The following is a 16,763-nucleotide window of genomic DNA, read 5'->3' on the forward strand; positions in this document are numbered from 1 at the left end:
GCATGGTCGAGCGCTTCATTCGGACGCTCAAGGAGCAGTGCGTGCATCGCCACCGCTTCGAAAGCATCCAACATGCGATGCGCGTCATCGGTGACTGGATTGCCTTTTACAATAACCGCCGCCCTCACCAGGCGCTTGCCATGCGCACGCCTGCCGAGGCATTCAGATTAGCGGCTTAACCTGAGCAGATTCCGCTGGGTCAATACAGCCCGCGTGACGCTGAAAATGCTGATCGACACGATGGCCCGGCTCGATGAACAGATCGGCAAGCTCAATGCCGAGATCGCCCGGCGCGCGAAAGAGAACAAGGTGGCCCGGCGGTTACTGACCATCCCGGGCATCGGACCGTTGATCGCCACGGTCTTTGGTCGCCCTCGCTCTGCCACCCGAGACCTTCCGCCGGGGGCGTGACTTCGCGGCATGGCTTGGTCTTGTGCCGCGACAGCATTCGACAGGCGGAAAGCAACGTCTCGGGGCCACGACCAGGATGGGCGAGCGGTCCCTGCGGCGCCTGTTGATCATTGGTGCCAACAGGGGGCCGGGTGCTGAAACAGCATGTCCGCCGTCAACGCATCGATGGTACGCGCGCCGACAAGCCCCATCGTGCGCCGCAGTTCTGCGTTGAGAATTGAGAGGGCGCGCGCCACACCGGGCTGTCCGCCTGCGGCGAGGCCATAGAGCGTTGCGCGCCCTACCATGACGGCCGAGGCCCCTTGGGCCAGTGCCAGCGCGATCTCGGAACCGGAGCGGAAACCGCTGTCGATCAGGATCGGAAAATCTGGCCCAAGAGCGGCCCGAATATGCGGCAAGGCTTCGATCGAGGAAACCGTGTGGTCTGCCTGTCGGCCGCCGTGATTGCTCACGACGATGGCATCGGCACCAAGTGCGACGGCACGTTGCGCTTCGTCGGCGCGCAGAATGCCCTTGATGATCAGTTTGCGTGGCCAAAGCCCGCGGATGCGTTCAATGGCGGCCCAATCAAGGATCGGCCGGTTGCCCGCCACCCACTTGCTCACCTGAAAGATGCTCGGGTCTTCCACGTCCACATAGGGTGCCAGCACCTTGAAATTCGGCATGCCGTTCCGCAGCATCACTTGCCAGAGCCAGCGTGGATGCCCCATGACGTTCACCTTGCTGCGCAGTGATAGCTTACGCAGCGAGGCATAGTTCCGCTGGTCCCAGACCCGGTTGCCGGCAGTGGCAGTGTCGATCGTTATCATCAGGGATTCGCAGCCTACCTTCTCTGCGATTGCGATCAGTTTGTCGCTTACAGCGGAGCCGCCGAACCCATAAAGCTGAAACCAATGCCGCATGGGTCCCGCCGTCGCGACGGTTTCAATGGGGTTCATCGACACCGTGCTTTGCGCCATGGCGATACCATGTTCGGATGCCGCGCGCGCCAGCATCAAATCGCCGTCGTGCCACGACATGCCGTTGAACCCGGTCGGCGCGATCACCACCGGCATGGACAGTGGCGCGCCGAACAGTTCCGTTGTGGCGTCAATCGTATCAAGATCCAGCGCCATGCGGGGTGCCCACAGCCGTTCGCCCAATGCCCGGCGGTTGCGCAGCAGAGTGGTTTCCCCGTCGCCGCCGCCTTCGATATATTCATATACAAAGTTGGGCAGGCGTCGCCGCGCCATCAGGCGCAGATCCTCGATTGTTTTGGCATGGATTAAATTGCGGGCCACCCGGGATCTGCGACGGGGGTTGATTTCACTGTTCATGGGATGCGCGACGCCTTGCCTTAATTGTTTGCGGTCGGGTTCCATTCAATCTGCGGAATATCGACGGTCGGGGCCGGGGGCCAGTGGCTGCCCCGTTGCGCCGATAAAGTCCTGTCACCTGCCCGCACAAAAGGCTTGGCCGACACGCCCACAAGTTTGCCTTCGGCGACCCAGGATTCATCACCGCCGTAAAGTTCGCCCATCAATCTGGCCTCCAACCCTGATTGCACCTCTTGATGGCGTTCCTGCCCGGCCAAGTTTTCCATCTCGTCAGGATCGTTCTTTAGATCGAACAGCATGGTATAGTTTCCGACCGGGTAATAGATTAGCTTGAACTCTCCGTCGGTGACCATCCGGCTTGCGTGGTCGTCATCGGCCACTTCGCTGTAAAAGTATGCGCGTTTGCGATCGCCCACCATCGACAGGCCTTCCACCGTATCGGGAATATCCAGACCGCAAAGATCCAGCAAGGTTGGCATGATATCGGCCCAGCCCACCAGTCTGTCGTCCTGAGCGCCGCCCTGCACACGGTCGCTGCCGCGCGGCCCGACAAGGATCATCGGCACCTTCACGGAAGGATTGAACAGCGTCCGCTTGGCCCACATGTCGTGATTTCCCAGCATGTCGCCGTGATCGGACGTGAAACAGATGATCGTGTTGTCCAGGATGCCTTCCTCGCGCAGAACCCCCAAAAGTGCGCGGATCTGGTGGTCAATATGGGTACATAGTGCAAAGAACGCGCGTTGGATGTCCAACACCTCGGCCTCTGTATACTTCCGCCCGCGGCTGACCCCGGCCTGAAGCGCATAGGGCAAGGCATCCAGATCCTTGCTCCAGCTGCCATGGACCGGCGGCGCGATCTCGCGGTTGCGGTACATGTCAAGATAGTCGCGCAGCGGCACAAGCGGCGGATGCGGATGGCGGTACGAGCAGAACCAGAAACCGGGCCGTGTGGGATCACGCCGCTTGATGACCCGTGACATCTGTTCGGTAGCCCAGTTCGTCGGGTGCAACTTTTCATCCAAATGCCAGGGGCGGTGAACATAGTCGTTGTTACTCATTCCATGGGCGAATTGTGCGCCCGGATGGCCGTTGTCACCAAGAAAGATCTCGTAATCATCGGTCACGCCATACATGGAGCGACCTTCCTCATCCAAGATCACATCGTCAAAACCAATCCGGTTGCGCTGGGGAAAGATATGCAGTTTTCCCACCGCCTGCGCCTGATAACCGCCATCACGGAAACATTGGGCCATGGTGGGGACATCGGGCATTTCCAGTTTCTCGCGGTACATCCGGTCGCCGTGCGAACGGGGAGTCAGCCCGGTTTGAAGCGTGCGGCGGGCCGGGATGCAGACAGGGCATTCGCTGAAGGTATTGGTGAACCGGGTGCCACACCGCGACAATTCATCAAGTGTGGGCGTCGAGATTCCGTTGAATCCGGCGATGTTCAGCAAATGCGCGGGCCAGTGATCGGTGCTGATAAGCAGGACATTCGGTTTCGAATCTGACATTGGTTTCGTTCCTTGTATCAAGGCCTTGCTGAAATGGAGCGATGGCGCACATTTCGTCAGGTAAATCAGCCGCTTCGGATACTGGCTGCCGGGGCCAGACGACATCGAATGGGGTGTGGTTGCGGTGGTCAGCGACAGGGCCTCATGGCGGAATGCTGTCTCGGGATCAGGGGTGCCAATTGCGACATGTCCCACCTCTCTTTCTGATTGCAGACTACGGGGCGGATTGGCGCTTGGAAAATGCAATGTGCCATAGCAGTCATTCGAAATTGTAATAGGCTGTAAGCCTCCGGGGGCGGCCGTCTGATCTTGGGTTCGCTCCGATGGTAAGTCCGACCTTATGTCCGACTTTATCAACCGCCCTCAAATCGAAGTTCTGTCTGCTGCCGATGGTGAACGCCGCCGGTATTGGTCGGATGATGATAAACTGCGCATTGTCGAGGAAAGCTTCGTCGGCCACCGCCAAGCGGCAGCCACAGCGCGGCGGCATGGCATTTGCCGATCACTGCTGACAACCTGGCGGCGGCAGTATCGCAACGGTGAGCTTGGGTCTTCTCGCCGGGTATCGTTCGCGCCGGTGACCATGACGAAAGCGCCCGCGTCGCAGACCAATTTAGCTGATCCCTGTCTGCCCCTGGACTGTCAGGTTGAGATAGCCCTGACGAATGGTCGACGGGTCATCGTGCCGGTGGGGGTGGAGCCCGCAGCGCTTGCGCGGATCCTGGCAGTGGTGGACGGGCAATGATCGCGTTTCCGGCTGGCGTGAAGGTTTGGATTGCGGGCGGGGTCACCGATATGCGGCGAGGTATGAACACGCTGGCGCTACAGGTGCAGGAAGGGCTCGGCCGCGATCCCCATGCGGGTGAGATCTTCTGCTTCCGGGGCCGCAAGGGCGATCTGGTCAAGATCCTCTGGCATGATGGCGTGGGCATGTCGCTTTACCTGAAGCGCCTGGAGGCAGGCAAGTTCATCTGGCCGGTGAGCCGGTCGGGCGAAGCGGTGCAGATCTCGGCGGCGCAGTTGGGCTATCTTCTGGAAGGCATTGACTGGCGCAGTCCACGTTGGACGCAACGCCCTATAAAGGCTGGATAAATTTCGACTACAAGCTTGTTTTTATTGGTGTCCCGTGGCTCCGGCTGGTAAATATCGGCCATGTCTGATGCCGCCTCCGAACTCGCTAGACTACGCGCTGCCCTGGCTGCCGCTGAGGCTCGTGCAGATGTTGCGGAAAGCGAGCTGGCACAGGCCCGAGCGGTTGTCTCCTGCTCGGAAGCGATGATCCAAGAGCTCAAGCTCGAGATCGCCAAACTGCGCCGTGACACATACGGTATCTCGTCAGAACGACGTGCGCGGTTGATCGATCAGTTGGAATTGCAGCTTGATGAGTTGGAGACGGCGGCAACCGAAGATGTCCTGACCGCCGGCGAGGCGGCTGAAAAGGCCAGCACGGTGCGCGCCTTCACGCGCCGCCATCCTGTGCGCAAACCCTTTCCCGATCACCTGCCGCGCGAGCGGGTTGTTGTCGAGGCCCCTACCGCCTGCACCTGCTGCGGCTCGGATCGTCTCGTGAAAATGGGCGAAGTTGTCACCGAGACGCTGGAGGTGGTCCCGCGGCGCTGGAAGGTGATCCAGACCGTGCGTGAGAAGTTCACCTGCCGGGCCTGCGAGAAGATCAGCCAACCGCCGGCCCCGTTCCATGCGATCCCGCGTGGATGGGCCGGGCCAAGCCTGATCGCCATGCTCGTCTTTGAGGAATATGGTCAGCACCAGCCTTTGAACCGGCAGGCAGAGCGCTTTGCCCGTGAAGGCGTCGAGCTGAGCCTGTCCACCCTGGCAGACCTGGTCGGTCACGCGACTGTCGCCTTGCAGCCGATCCACGCCCTGATCGAAACCCATGTTCGTGCCGCCCACCGTCTGCATGGCGACGATACGACAGTGCCGCTTCTGGCGCGGGGTGGCGCGAAAAAGGCTCGTCTCTGGACCTATGTCCGTGATGACCGCCCCTGGAATGGCGGCGCGCCACCGGCGGCGTTCTTCCGCTTCTCCCGAGATCGCGCGGCGACCAATCCCAATCAGCACCTGGCCGGATGGCAAGGCGTGCTGCAAGCCGACGCCTATGGCGGATATAACGATCTCTATCGTGCCGATCGCGATGCGGGGCCCGTGACCAGTGCGCTGTGCTGGTCGCATGCACGCCGGAAGTTCTTCGAACTGGCCGACATCGTGGGCAACATCCGCAAGGGCAAACCCTCCCATCAGATCTCGCCGGCCGCGCTGGAAGCGGTGAAACGGATCGACGCCATCTTCGACATCGAACGCGAGATCAGCGGGCTGGATGCCGATGCCCGCCTTGCCGCCCGCCAAGAGCTCTCCCGCCCCTTGGTGGACAGCCTCCATGACTGGTTGCTGGCAGAGCGCGCCAATCTGTCCCGACACAACAAGGTGGCCAAGGCGATCAACTACATGTTCGAGAAAGATGGCCGTTGGCAAGCCTTCACGGCGTTCCTGGATGACGGGCGCATCTGCCTGACGAATAATGCGGCCGAACGTGCCCTGCGCGGCGTGGCCTTGGGCCGAAAGTCATGGCTGTTCGCCGGATCCGAGCGCGGCGGTGAGCGGGCCGCCGCCATGTATACCCTGATCGTTACGGCAAAAATGAACGACATCGACCCGCAGGCGTGGCTCGCCGATGTTCTCGCCCGGCTGCCCGACATGCCCGTCTCGCGGCTGCACGAACTTCTGCCCTGGAATTGGAAATCCCGGCCCATCGCCAAGGCAGCATGATCATGCAGCTGAACAAAGTGCATTCCGTAAAGACCATCGACCGCGTTGCAGCCGAATTGGGTGAAACCGTCGATCGGATCTTCGATCTCGCCATCGATACGGAGCCCGAAGATGGCGTGATCTGGGTCTACGGCCCCGGCGACGACAGCGTCATCGCATTCTCTCCGTTCGGTATCGAAAACCTGCGCGAACTGATCGATATGGACCATGAGCACGCGCGTTGACCTCGCTGTGGCCTACGCCGGATGCTTACAATAGGCTGGACATGCCGGCGGTACTTCAGGGGCCTTGACATGTGGTCGGCCCCTCGCCGCGACGGCACGCCAGAAGGCCCGCGCGCCATGGTCATGTCGGGCGCGTCAGTACTGATTTCAGGCAGTGACGGGCGGTTCGGGCTTTTGCGAAAACGCCTTATTCTGGCTGTGCCGCCGGATGTCGTTCAAGAAAGTTGCTTGCTGTCCGTTTCAGACTTGTCTCAAAGCTCTTGATGATTTCCGTCGGTTGACGGGTGGGCGAGTAAAGACACCCGTACTCCAGAACGGTAAATGGTTTCAGTCGGACCATTTTGACCCGGTCCAGAAACGGAGCGGCACTGAAAGGGTCGCAGATCGTCACTCCGTGCCCGTGGGCCACCATTTGGCAGCAAATGATAGCCGCCGATGCTTCGATGGCGACGCCCCGCTTGCCTCCGGCAAGCTCCACCAACCGGTTGATCTGATTGCGCAAAGGTTGGCGGCGGACGATGATCTTGGTTTCGTTCTGCAATTCTGCGGCTTCAACGCAATCCCTCTCGGCCATGGGATGGGATCGAGGCACGACAAGCACGGGCGCCACCCGGGCAATCATCCGGGCAATGATATCGCGGTGTTCCACCGGAAGAAGCGTTACACCGACGTCAACCTTGCGGTTTTGCACCCATTCTTCGATCCCCACGCGATCGCGTTGCGTTATGCTGTAGCGGATCTTCGGATACTTCTTGCGGAATTCCACCAAAGCCTCGGGGATGAGCGTGCCGGTCAGAAGCGGCGGCGTTGCCACGATGCTCAGCCGCAATCGACGGTGTTCCCTGACATCATTTGCAATGTCCCCAAGGCCGGCGATTGCATCCAGCAGGCTGTCGATCTGCCGATAAAAATCCACCCCTTCCTCGGTTTGCTCCATCCTGCCGCCGCTGCGGCGTTTGAAAAGCTTGAAGCCGATTTCTGCCTCGAGATTGAACAACAACCGGCTGACGGCTGGTTGCGACAAGTTCAGCGCCTCGGCAGCAGAGGTCACACCGCCGGTAAGGACAATCGACCGATAGGCCTCAAGCTGTTTGAGACGAATTCGAGATACCATTGCCCCGTCCCCAGTGTTCTAGACCCCGACAAAAACCCTAGCGAGTTTGCCCCTCTCAATGAAGGGAAATGTCGCAAGGGGAGCGGCACCTATTCCGGCGTGAAGGCGATCATGTGCGGTGCAAGTTTGCCGTCGACGAAATCAAGCACGTTCTGCGCCACACCAAGCGCCATGCGCAGTTTCCCCTGTTGGGTCAGAGCCGCAGAATGCGGTGTCACGATCACGTCAGAGCGCGAAAACAGCGGATCATCCGGTTGCGGCGGTTCTTTCGCCAGGACGTCCGTGGCATAGATCGCCGGACGCCCCTGATCCAGCGCGCCGACAAGCGCCGCCTCATCCACCACGCCCCCGCGGGCCGTATTGACAAGAATGGCGCCTTCGCGGAACCGGGACAACAGATCGGCACCGATGAAATTGCGGGTTTGATCGGTCAATGGCATGTGCAGGCTGACAATATCCTGCTCGGGCAGCACGTCGGAAAGGGCCTGTACTCGCGTGGCCCCGCAGGGAAGCGTTGCACCCTCGGGCAGATAGGGGTCGTAGACCGAAATCCGGCAGCCAAAGGCTGACAGCAAGCCCGCATAAGTCTGACCGATGCGCCCGAACCCCAAAAGAAGAACAGTGCTGCCCGACAATTCGTGGGTTGGGGTATCGATGCGTGAGCGCCAGCCGCCGTTGCGGGTGGCATGATCGGCCGAAATAACGCGGCGGCAGCCCGCAAGCGTCAGCATCATGGCATGTTCGGCCACCGAAAGGTAATTGGCGTCGGCGGTCACGGCGACCGTTACGCCAAGCCGCTGCATCTGCGCCATATCAACCTTGTCCAGTCCCACCCCGTGCCGGGAAATGAACCGCAGCTTGCGGGCCCGGTCAAAATGCTCCGGGCGGATATTGCGGCCTCGCAGCAGAATGATCTCGGCTTCTTCCATGTGGTTGCCCAGTGCGTCGTCATTAACGTCGCGTGCATCGACGATCTCGAACTCCGGGCGCTTACGCAACAGCGCCAGCCCCGGTTCGGGGATCGGGTCTACTGCAAGTATCCTGGTCATGTCATTCTATCTCCGGTCAACCTGAACGATGGGGCGGCGGGGCCGGAGGCATGAGTTTCGCCCCCAGCCCCGCTTGGTCTGGACGCGCTAGACTTCGGCGCCGGCATTTTGGCGCGCCTTCCAGAAGCGAAATGCCATAGTGGCAAAGCCGATCACAAAGAAGAGCATCGCGACGGGGCGCTCAAAGAAAATGAAGGGGCCGGCGTCGGAAAGAATGAGGGATTGCCGCAGGGCCTCTTCTGCGCCGCTTGTCAGCACGAAGGCGATGATGAAGGCGCCAACGCTGAACCCACCCTTGCGCATCGCGTAACCCACCACCCCGGCCGCGCACATCAGGATCACGTCAAACACGCTCGACCGTGCGGAATAGGCCGAAACGAAGCAGGTGAGCACGATGTAGGGATAGATTTTCTCGGTTGGAATTTTCGAGATCATCCTGCCGATGAACGCCCCTCCGAACCAGCCCATCAGCCCATAGCTTGCAATGCCCAGAAGACCGGCGGCAAACAGCCCATACACGATTTCTCCGGATGTCAGGAAGATCCGCGGCCCCACCTCGATCCCGTGGATCAGGAACACGCCGATCATGATGGCGGCGATCGTGCTGCCCGGCACTCCCAATGCCAGAAGCGGTATCATGGTGGGGCCGGAAACCGCATTGTTGGCGGTTTCTGGCGCGACAATCCCCTCGACGATTCCGGTGCCCCACTTCTTGCGGATCTTCGAGCGGCGCTTTTCCTCTCCGTAGGCAACAAATGCGGCGACGGCCGACCCCAATCCGGGCAGAATGCCAATGAATGCCCCGGTCAGCGCCGAGCGGATCATGATCGGTAGGCATGTGATGAACTCGGGCAGGGTAAACCGATGGTCGTCCGGGTTGTCGGAAATTGTGTCGTCGTCGGCTTCCCGAACTTTCTTTCTAGTATTTTCGGCTTGGATTGCGACTTCGGAAAGGACCAGCATGCCAATCAGCATCGGGATCAGTACCACACCCGATTGCAGATCGAACACATCGAATGTCAGACGCTCGTTTCCACTGATCGGGTCGATTCCGATCGTGGCGATCAATATTCCGAAAAAGGTGCTGACCAAGCCCTTGACGATCGAGTCGGAAATGACACTGCTGATGACCACGAAGGCCATCGCATAGACAGCGAAGAATTCCGGGGGGCCGAACTTTTCGGTCACCGATGAAATGGCGACCGCGCCGAATATCAGTATGAGTTCTCCCGTGAAATCACCAAAGACCGAAGCAGCGGTCGCCGCTTTCAGCGCCTTGCCCGATTGCCCCCGACGCGCCATCGGATAACCGTCAAGTTGCGTTGCAGCAGCCGAGGCGGTGCCCGGCGTGTTGAACAGGATGGCCGAAATGGAGCCCCCGTATCGGCCCGATTTGCCGATGACGTAAAGAAATGCCAGCGCGCTGAGCGGATCAAGGTAATAGGTAACAGGCACCAGCATGGCAATTGCCGCGGCCGCTGTCAGGCCGGGTATTGCGCCGAAGATTGTGCCGATGAATGCACCCAGGACAACAAACCCCACCGCCGCTCCGTTGGAGAAGAGGGTCGAAAACCCATCGAGGATATTCATGAAAGTACTCCTTCTTCTCAGTCGCCAAGCAGGTTTGACAGAAATTCACTGGTGTCGAGGTACTCTCCCGGCGGGTCGTAGATCCCCATCAGGTGAATGAAGCTGTAGTAGAAAAGGACGGCCGCAATGATCGAATGAACGACGCTTGATGCCAGGGAGTTGCGGAAGAAAAGCATCGAAACGAACATCGCCAGCAAGCTTGAGATGAGATAGCCCGTCCAGACGAACACCAGCGCATAAAGCAGCACTATGGCGATCACCGGAGCCGTGAAATGCAACACATGATCCACCTGAAGATTGTCGTCGGGGTTTTCGCGCGGAAAGAACAATCCCTCCCTTTTCCAGCGCATCAGAAGCATTGCGCCGCTTAACAAGATCAGGATGATCGACACCCATGTGGGGACGAAACCCGCGCCCAGCGTCGAAACACTGTCAGTGGGAATACGCAGGGATTCGAGGAAGAATGCGATTCCGATCAGCAGGAACATGATCTCGGAGAGAACCGTGGCATCCCGTTTCATGTTGGTTTCCTCTGTTTTGGGGGGCGTACACAGGCGAACGTGCATTTCATAGCTCCAGGGCCTCCACCCAGTTTGGCCCGGCGCTACACGGAACGCGGCAGGCTTCGCTCAGCGATCCGTCCACCGGGTCAATCCCATAGCTGGTCAAGTGGTTTGAGGTTTTGCCACCCACGACCAGCCAACGCCCGGTTGTGTCGATGTCAAAGCCGCGTGGGGTTTCCTCGGTCGCCATGATTCTGCGCTTTGACAGGCGGCAGGTTCGTGGATCGATGGCAAAGCCGGTGATGCTGTGGGCGTTGCGATCCGTGACATAGAGGTGTCGGCCATCCGGCGTCACGAGGATCTGGGCCGACCAGGCGGGGCCTTCGTGATCATCGGGAACAACCGATGTCTCCTGCATCCGGACCATCTGGCCGTTCCGCATGTCATATGTATAGACGATCAGCGTGCCATCCAGTTCATTGATCAGATAGACGGCGTTTCCGGTCGGGTGATAGGCCACATGACGGGGGCCCGCCCCGTCGTGGGTGGTCACGCAATTCGGCGTGTTGTGCCTGAACTGGCCTGTCCGCTCATCGAACGTCAGCATCATGACCAGATCGGCGCCCAGGTTCGGCGCAAGCGCAAAGCGGTTGGATGGATCGGTCATCAACTGGTGTGGTTTGCCGGGGGCATCGCGATAATCGGCAAAGGCAGGCTGCGGAATTCCCTTGTCGCCCAAGGCATGGGACACGATGAAATTGCCGCGATATGACGCACCCAGCAGATAGCGGCCGGTCTTGTCGACGGAAATATGCGCCATGCGTGCCGGGGCATTGATGACATTGATGCGCTCAAGCCGTCCATCGCCGGGGCTGATGCAAAAGGTCTCGTACCAAGCCTGTTCGCGCCCATCGACTACATCGCCAAGCACCGATGCATAAAGCCGCTTTCGGTCGGGCGATACGGCGACGGGGAGGCCGCGGCCGGACAATGGCACCGTCTGAAGCTTCTCGAGGCTGCCATTAGCAAGGTTCAGGGCAAAGACATCAATGCAATTGTCGTCGAGACAGGGCACGTAGAAGCGTGATTTCAGCTGGTCCAGCACGGCGTGGTCTCCCGGTGAGAAATATTGCGCAGATGCCCCGCGCCGCCTGGGCCGGCGGCGCACCGGGCCTTCGGCCTAGTCGCGGAATTCTTTGACAATCCCGCCCATTGCGGTTCCGATATGCTTTGCATCGCTCAGAACGGTCACGAAGCGGAATCCACGCTCGACGAAACGACGGGCCATTTCAGGTGTGGCCGCATGCGATCCGGCAATCTTGCGATGCTTCGCGGCAATCCTGGCTACGGTATCGATGGCTTCGGACATTTCTTCGTTGCCGTCAAAGACGCCGGGGCGATAACCGAGGCTCAGCGCCAGATCGGACGGGCCAATGTAGACGGCATCCAGACCTGCCACCGAGAGGATATCGTCAAGGTTATCAATCGCTTCGCGGGTTTCTATCATCGCGATCGTCACGATCTCGTCGTTGGCGTGTTCCACATAATCCGGCCCGCCGTAAAGCAATCCGCGGATCGGGCCGAAGCTGCGCTCGCCATGGGGCGGGTATTTTGCATAGCGGACAAGATTTTCGGCTTCTTCGCGGGTGTTGATCATCGGACAGATCACACCATAGGCGCCCCTGTCGAGAACCGCAGAGATGGCGCCCGGTTCAAGGGATTGAACCCGTGCCAGCGGCACCGTCGACGTGGTTGAAATGGCCTGCATGCTGGTGGTGGCACTGTCGAGGTCATGCAGCCCGTGTTGCAGATCGACCGTCAGGCTGTCGAAGCCCTGGTGGGCGGCAACTTCGGCGATATAGGAGCTGGGTATCGACAGGAACAGGTTCAGCACCGGTTTGTCGTCTGCCCAGAGTTTCCGCATTGGGTTCGTTCTCATGACCATCCTCGATTGTTGTGTGAGCGCAGGCTTCTTGCGGGCGCCGTGCGGCCCGGTTTCAGGCCGCACGATGCTTTTCCATGTGCCGGACGATCCGGCGCGGCGTTATTGTGTCGTTTCCATCAGAAGCTTGGCGTTCTTCTCGAGTTCCCGCGCAAGGTCGAGCGACTCTTTGGGCGACATGTAGGTGATGGGCATGTTCGACTTCTCCATCAACTCGATGAATTCGTCGCTCTCGATCACCTCATGCATCGTCTTGACATAGTAGTCCTTGATGTCCTGCGACAGGTCGCTACGCATCATGATGGCAACCGGGCTGCGATAGGGCAGATAATCGACGCCGATCTCATCGAAGGTGGCGATATCGTCGTTCAGCAGGGCGCGCCGTGAATCCGTAACGGCGGCAAGGATGCGGATCTTGTCCTCGAAGCCGCGCGAAATCGCTTCGCCGACAATGGCGAAATCCACCTGATCGGCCAGAAGGGCGTTGCGCACATTTACACCACCGCTGAAGGGCACACCTTTCACGTCCATATCATTGGCAAATGCAAAGCCCAGCCCCGCCCAATAGAACGTTGACCCCGGCCCAGGATGTGCCCAGCGAAGTTCACCGGGCTTTTCCTTGGACGTTGCGATCAGCTGGCTAACCGATTGGATGTCGCTGCTGGCGGGTACTGCCACCGTCGGAAGGGTTTCACTAAAAATCCCGGCATTGGCGAAGTCATCAAAAAAGCTGATGTCCGTCTTTCCAAGTAGTTTCTGAAGCACCATGATGCCCACAGAGCCGACAAAGATCGTATGTCCGTCAGGCACCTGATCGGCAACGAATTTTGCGCCGATCATGCTGGACGCCCCGGGCTTGTTCACCACTGCGGCTTGATTCCCGGTCTTTGCCGTAAAGGCGCTGGCCAATGCACGCGCCATGATGTCTTGCGCGCCACCGGCGTTGAAGCCGACAACGATGGTGATGGGTTTTTCAGGAAAGTCCTGCGCTGCCGCGGAATTGGCGCCCATGAGCGTGGCGGCAGCCATGGCCAGGCCGACCATATGCTTCGTCAATCGGGAAAATGGGTGGTTCACGTTTTCCTCCAGTTCTGTTCGATTTGTGAATGTAACGTGGATCATCGTCCCGGAGCCGCCTGTGCAGCGCCGGGCGCAGCTCTTCATTCTTTCAGCGACGGCAGAACGATCTTCGAATTCTCGGCGATCCCTTTCGAGATTTCGAGAGCTTCGTCGGGCGAATGGTACAGCACCGGAGAATTCGCCTTCGTCATGATGTCATTGAATGTCTCCGACTTTGCGGCCGTTTTCGTTGCCATCACGAAATACTCGTAGACGTCGTCGGGAACATCCGCACTCATCATGATGCCGACCGGACTGCGAATTTCATAGAACGGCACATCAAGTTCCGTGAGCGTGGCAAGATCATCCGATGTGAGGGCTTCGCGGGTGGAAGCAATGGCTGCCAGATAGCGGATCTTGCCTTCATAAGCCCCCGTCGAAGCGTCGCTTTCCGCCAGAACGCCGAAATCGACCTGGTTGGCAATCAGCGCGTTCCGAGCATTCGCCCCGCCACTGAATGGCACGGGAACAGTATCCATGTCATTGGCAAAGACAAAGCCCTGCTCGGCCCAGAAGAACGCAGAGCCCACGCCTGGATGCGCCCAACGCAATTGCCCCGGATTGGCCTTTGCCATGGCCACCAGATCATCCACCGATTGCAGTTCGCTTTCGGCCGGCACAACCAGGGCCGGCACGACCTCGCCCAAGAAACCCGCGATCTTGTAGTCTTCGAATATGTCCACGTCGGTCTTGCCGCTCTGGTGTTGCAGGATCAGCGTGCCTGCTGAGCCCAGCCAGACGACATAGCCATCCGGCGTTGATTCATTGACATATTTGGCCGAGATCATCGAAGAGGCGCCGGGCATGTTGACTACGGCCGTTCGCAAGTCGAACTCTACCTCAAGGGCACGGGCATAGGCGCGTGCGATTGTATCCTGACCTCCGCCGGCAACAAAACCGACGATGATGGTTATGGGTTTTGCCGGAAAATCTGCAGCCTGTGCCGGAGCAAAGGCAAAAGCGCCAAACAGCGCCGCTGCCAAGCCGGTCTTCAGTTGATTGATCATTGGGTCTCCTCCCGTGGTTCTTTGTAAGGCCCGGTGCCACCCTTCACGCCAAACCGTCGGACACCCGGCAAACTGCTTCGCCGGAATTTCCTTGCCCGATGCGCTTCGTACATCTGTCGAACCATTGGTTCTGTGGCTTGATCTCGCCTCCCTGGCAGCGATCTAAGCTTGGATACGGAAGTTTTGGAAATGCAAATCTTGCGGACACCTATTTCGTTTATTTATTGGTCTGCTCGTCTCGACAACGGTTTTTGCATGCCGGAAAGAACCTTTCCAGGGCGACCGCGTGTCGCTTGCAATTGCCTGGCGCCGGGCAGATCCCGGTGGGCGGAGCGCGCAATCCCCGCCGCCCGCGCCGTTCCATGGGTTTCTGGCGCTGGAAGAGGAAATGATAGCACAACCGGCATGTTGGGTGATATTGGGAGGACCGTTGGCGCGACGGTCACCAGATGGCTGGGCTGTTGATCGTCAAGGAGAACCGATGGGGCGGATACCCCCTCGCGACGGCATCGCAATGTGCCAAGGTGATGTGGGCCACATCACAGAAGGAGGAAGTATCCATGGCAGAATTTACCATCGTTGGGCTGGATCTGGCAAAGCGGATTTTCCAAGTTCACGGTGCCACGGCCGATGGCGGCGTTGCTGTCCGCAAGAAACTGTCACGGGGTTAGTTGTTGGCATTTTTTGCGGACCTTCCGCCCAGCGTGGTTGCGATGGAGGCCTGCGCTACGGCCCATTATTGGCCGCATGAGATCAGTGCTCTTGGGCATACCCTCAGGTTGGTACCGCCTGCCTACGTCAAGCGTCAAAAGAATGATGCGGCTGATGCGGACGCGATAGCTGAAGCAGCCAGCCGTCCGACCATGCGATTTGTTGAACCAAAATCACCGCGACAGCAGGCGCGCGCGATGGTCTTTCGAACCCGTGAACTGTTTGTCCGCCAGAGGACACTAACGGTCAATGCGCTACGGGCTCACCAGGCAGAGCATGGCGTCATCGTGCCCCAGGGTCTGTCGAACCCCGGGGTATCCGGCAGCTTGTTGAAGACAGTGCGACGGACTTGGAACCTTTTGGGGGCCAACACAGCCCGCATCTACCTTGAGCAGATGAATGATCTGACCCGTCGCATCGTGAAGGTGGAGGCGATATTGAAGCAAGAGGCGACACGGTCTGATGCCTCGTCACGGATGATGACGATGCCGGGTCTCGGGCCGATCACCGCAATGGCAATCGAAGCCTTCGCTCCCACTCTGTCAGTGTTCAAGCGCAGTCGTGATTTCCGAGCCTGGCTGGGACTGGTGCCACGACAACATTTGACTGGCGGCAAGCAAGTCTTGGGTCGAACGTCGAAGTTGGGGCAACGCGATATCCGGCGGCTGCTGATCATCGGCGCAATGTCGGTTATCCGCTGGGCAACCCCTAAAGGAACGATCCCGGGAACCTGGCTCCATGCCATGCTGCTGCGCAAGCCCCGCAAGGTGGTCGCAATCGCGCTGGCCAACAAGATGGCCCGGGCGCTCTGGGCGATGGAAATTCGGAAAGAAGGTTACAGGAATCCGCAACTGGCTGTTGGTTGACACTTCATAAGCAGTCAGAAGCGGGACGTCGACGTGTGAGGAGGTCATGGACAGTAAGGACAAAAGATCGGTGACGATGGTTCTGGAAACGCATCCGGGTCATTGAGCCATGAGCCCGCAGAAGTGATTTTGCACCAGAGCCGCGCAGCTCCATACCGGCCAGCGGACATGTATTTGCCGCACAGCACGCCTGATACACGACCGCACCCGATCACACGTCAATACTGTCAAAAGCCATTTTGCGCGAACGGGGATATCCATACATGACCCAGGGGTCAGTTGGTGATGTCGTTTGACAGTGACACTCCTTGTCCTTGTCCTGAAAGGGGCGGCTGGCATTCCCGCCTGAATGTCAGGATCACCGCTGATTGTTCAGGCGCTGTAGAGCCTTAGCTGGTGTTGTCGGCAAACCAGTGCTCAAGCCTGTCGAAAACGACCTTTGAGCCATTGCGTCTTGCCGCCCACTGGAACGACTCGGGTCTGGACCGTAACCATCCGGCGTGGACCGCGGTTTAGGCCGCTCGCCGAAGTTCGGACGCCTTCCAATTCCAGGGCAGCAGATCCGGCACCCGAGAAGCCGTCGTGCCGGGTAGCCTGGCAAGGACATCAGCGA

15 protein-coding genes and 2 pseudogenes are annotated in these 16,763 nt (G+C 59.3%); 7 read left to right on the top strand and 10 right to left on the bottom strand.

The annotated features are described in order from the left end of the window. Positions 1-2 precede the first annotated feature (2 nt). Together H7828_RS23040 and H7828_RS22285 are read left to right on the top strand one after the other, a co-directional pair. Positions 3-179, top strand: coding sequence for an integrase core domain-containing protein (locus tag H7828_RS23040; protein ID WP_226780788.1), 177 nt, complete (start codon positions 3-5; stop codon positions 177-179). Positions 180-216: 37 nt separating this feature from the next. Then, positions 217-532 (top strand): annotated as a pseudogene (locus H7828_RS22285) (transposase); the annotation flags it as partial. Here H7828_RS22285 and H7828_RS22290 read toward each other — a convergent pair. Then, complete coding sequence (locus H7828_RS22290) at positions 519-1,772, bottom strand: alpha-hydroxy acid oxidase (RefSeq protein ID WP_342592314.1); 1,254 nt, start codon at positions 1,770-1,772, stop codon at positions 519-521. The pseudogene H7828_RS22285 and the gene H7828_RS22290 overlap by 14 nt on opposite strands. After that, positions 1,748-3,436: a sulfatase-like hydrolase/transferase gene (locus H7828_RS22295; protein ID WP_226783269.1), complete on the bottom strand. Its 1,689-nt coding sequence runs from the start codon at positions 3,434-3,436 to the stop codon at positions 1,748-1,750. Before H7828_RS22295 ends, H7828_RS22290 begins: the two co-directional genes overlap by 25 nt. A gap of 145 nt (positions 3,437-3,581) precedes the next feature. On the opposite strand from H7828_RS22295, the gene tnpA reads away from it, so the two are divergent. The 4 genes from tnpA to H7828_RS22315 are packed head-to-tail and all read left to right on the top strand — an operon-like array spanning position 3,582 to position 6,249. Continuing rightward, positions 3,582-3,986 carry an IS66-like element accessory protein TnpA gene (gene tnpA / locus H7828_RS22300; protein ID WP_199024474.1) on the top strand — a complete coding sequence of 135 codons (405 nt, stop codon included), beginning with the start codon at positions 3,582-3,584 and terminating at the stop codon, positions 3,984-3,986. Continuing rightward, entirely contained in the window at positions 3,983-4,333 is a 351-nt protein-coding gene (gene tnpB, locus H7828_RS22305; RefSeq protein WP_226783270.1) for an IS66 family insertion sequence element accessory protein TnpB, read from the top strand. Before tnpA ends, tnpB begins: the two co-directional genes overlap by 4 nt. 60 nt (positions 4,334-4,393) lie before the next feature. Further along, entirely contained in the window at positions 4,394-6,025 is a 1,632-nt protein-coding gene (tnpC, locus tag H7828_RS22310; RefSeq protein WP_226783271.1) for an IS66 family transposase, read from the top strand. Between the two features lie 2 nt (positions 6,026-6,027). Next, a complete protein-coding gene (locus H7828_RS22315; RefSeq protein ID WP_226783272.1) occupies positions 6,028-6,249 on the top strand; it encodes a hypothetical protein in 222 nt (73 codons plus the stop codon). A 187-nt stretch (positions 6,250-6,436) separates the two neighbouring features. Here the strand turns inward: H7828_RS22315 and H7828_RS22320 are convergent, their stop codons facing one another. From H7828_RS22320 to H7828_RS22355, 8 genes are all read right to left on the bottom strand, one after another. Beyond that, positions 6,437-7,363 (bottom strand): LysR family transcriptional regulator, encoded by a 927-nt coding sequence (locus H7828_RS22320; RefSeq protein WP_226783273.1) that lies wholly within the window; start codon positions 7,361-7,363, stop codon positions 6,437-6,439. 89 nt (positions 7,364-7,452) lie between these two features. Continuing rightward, entirely contained in the window at positions 7,453-8,412 is a 960-nt protein-coding gene (locus H7828_RS22325; protein WP_226783274.1) for an NAD(P)-dependent oxidoreductase, read from the bottom strand. Between the two features lie 87 nt (positions 8,413-8,499). After that, positions 8,500-10,002 carry a tripartite tricarboxylate transporter permease gene (locus H7828_RS22330; protein ID WP_226783275.1) on the bottom strand — a complete coding sequence of 501 codons (1,503 nt, stop codon included), beginning with the start codon at positions 10,000-10,002 and terminating at the stop codon, positions 8,500-8,502. Between the two features lie 17 nt (positions 10,003-10,019). After that, positions 10,020-10,523: a tripartite tricarboxylate transporter TctB family protein gene (locus tag H7828_RS22335; RefSeq protein WP_226783276.1), complete on the bottom strand. Its 504-nt coding sequence runs from the start codon at positions 10,521-10,523 to the stop codon at positions 10,020-10,022. A gap of 46 nt (positions 10,524-10,569) precedes the next feature. After that, positions 10,570-11,610: a lactonase family protein gene (locus H7828_RS22340; protein WP_226783277.1), complete on the bottom strand. Its 1,041-nt coding sequence runs from the start codon at positions 11,608-11,610 to the stop codon at positions 10,570-10,572. Positions 11,611-11,685: 75 nt separating this feature from the next. Continuing rightward, the gene (locus H7828_RS22345; protein WP_226783278.1) at positions 11,686-12,444 is read right to left on the bottom strand and encodes an HpcH/HpaI aldolase family protein; all 759 of its coding nucleotides are present in this window, start codon (positions 12,442-12,444) and stop codon (positions 11,686-11,688) included. A gap of 105 nt (positions 12,445-12,549) precedes the next feature. Further along, positions 12,550-13,569, bottom strand: coding sequence for a Bug family tripartite tricarboxylate transporter substrate binding protein (locus H7828_RS22350; protein WP_226783279.1), 1,020 nt, complete (start codon positions 13,567-13,569; stop codon positions 12,550-12,552). A gap of 38 nt (positions 13,570-13,607) precedes the next feature. Then, entirely contained in the window at positions 13,608-14,573 is a 966-nt protein-coding gene (locus H7828_RS22355; protein ID WP_226783280.1) for a tripartite tricarboxylate transporter substrate binding protein, read from the bottom strand. Positions 14,574-15,133: 560 nt separating this feature from the next. Here H7828_RS22355 and H7828_RS22360 point away from each other — a divergent pair. Then, positions 15,134-16,150, top strand: a pseudogene (locus H7828_RS22360) (IS110 family RNA-guided transposase). Positions 16,151-16,763 lie beyond the last annotated feature (613 nt).

Source organism: Oceaniglobus trochenteri, from assembly GCF_020529025.1.
GTDB classification, from domain to species: Bacteria; Pseudomonadota; Alphaproteobacteria; order Rhodobacterales; family Rhodobacteraceae; genus Oceaniglobus; species Oceaniglobus trochenteri.

Excerpts from the sequence above, each read along its gene's own strand:
- H7828_RS22350 (WP_226783279.1), bottom strand. The coding sequence starts at position 13,569 with ATGATCCACGTTACATTCACAAATCGAACAGAACTGGAGGAAAACGTG.
- H7828_RS22335 (WP_226783276.1), bottom strand. The coding sequence starts at position 10,523 with ATGAAACGGGATGCCACGGTTCTCTCCGAGATCATGTTCCTGCTGATC.
- tnpB (WP_226783270.1), top strand. The coding sequence starts at position 3,983 with ATGATCGCGTTTCCGGCTGGCGTGAAGGTTTGGATTGCGGGCGGGGTC.
- tnpC (WP_226783271.1), top strand. The coding sequence starts at position 4,394 with ATGTCTGATGCCGCCTCCGAACTCGCTAGACTACGCGCTGCCCTGGCT.
- H7828_RS22345 (WP_226783278.1), bottom strand. The coding sequence starts at position 12,444 with ATGAGAACGAACCCAATGCGGAAACTCTGGGCAGACGACAAACCGGTG.
- H7828_RS22330 (WP_226783275.1), bottom strand. The coding sequence starts at position 10,002 with ATGAATATCCTCGATGGGTTTTCGACCCTCTTCTCCAACGGAGCGGCG.
- tnpA (WP_199024474.1), top strand. The coding sequence starts at position 3,582 with ATGTCCGACTTTATCAACCGCCCTCAAATCGAAGTTCTGTCTGCTGCC.
- H7828_RS22325 (WP_226783274.1), bottom strand. The coding sequence starts at position 8,412 with ATGACCAGGATACTTGCAGTAGACCCGATCCCCGAACCGGGGCTGGCG.
- H7828_RS22320 (WP_226783273.1), bottom strand. The coding sequence starts at position 7,363 with ATGGTATCTCGAATTCGTCTCAAACAGCTTGAGGCCTATCGGTCGATT.
- H7828_RS22290 (WP_342592314.1), bottom strand. The coding sequence starts at position 1,772 with ATGGAACCCGACCGCAAACAATTAAGGCAAGGCGTCGCGCATCCCATG.
- H7828_RS22315 (WP_226783272.1), top strand. The coding sequence starts at position 6,028 with ATGCAGCTGAACAAAGTGCATTCCGTAAAGACCATCGACCGCGTTGCA.
- H7828_RS23040 (WP_226780788.1), top strand. The coding sequence starts at position 3 with ATGGTCGAGCGCTTCATTCGGACGCTCAAGGAGCAGTGCGTGCATCGC.
- H7828_RS22355 (WP_226783280.1), bottom strand. The coding sequence starts at position 14,573 with ATGATCAATCAACTGAAGACCGGCTTGGCAGCGGCGCTGTTTGGCGCT.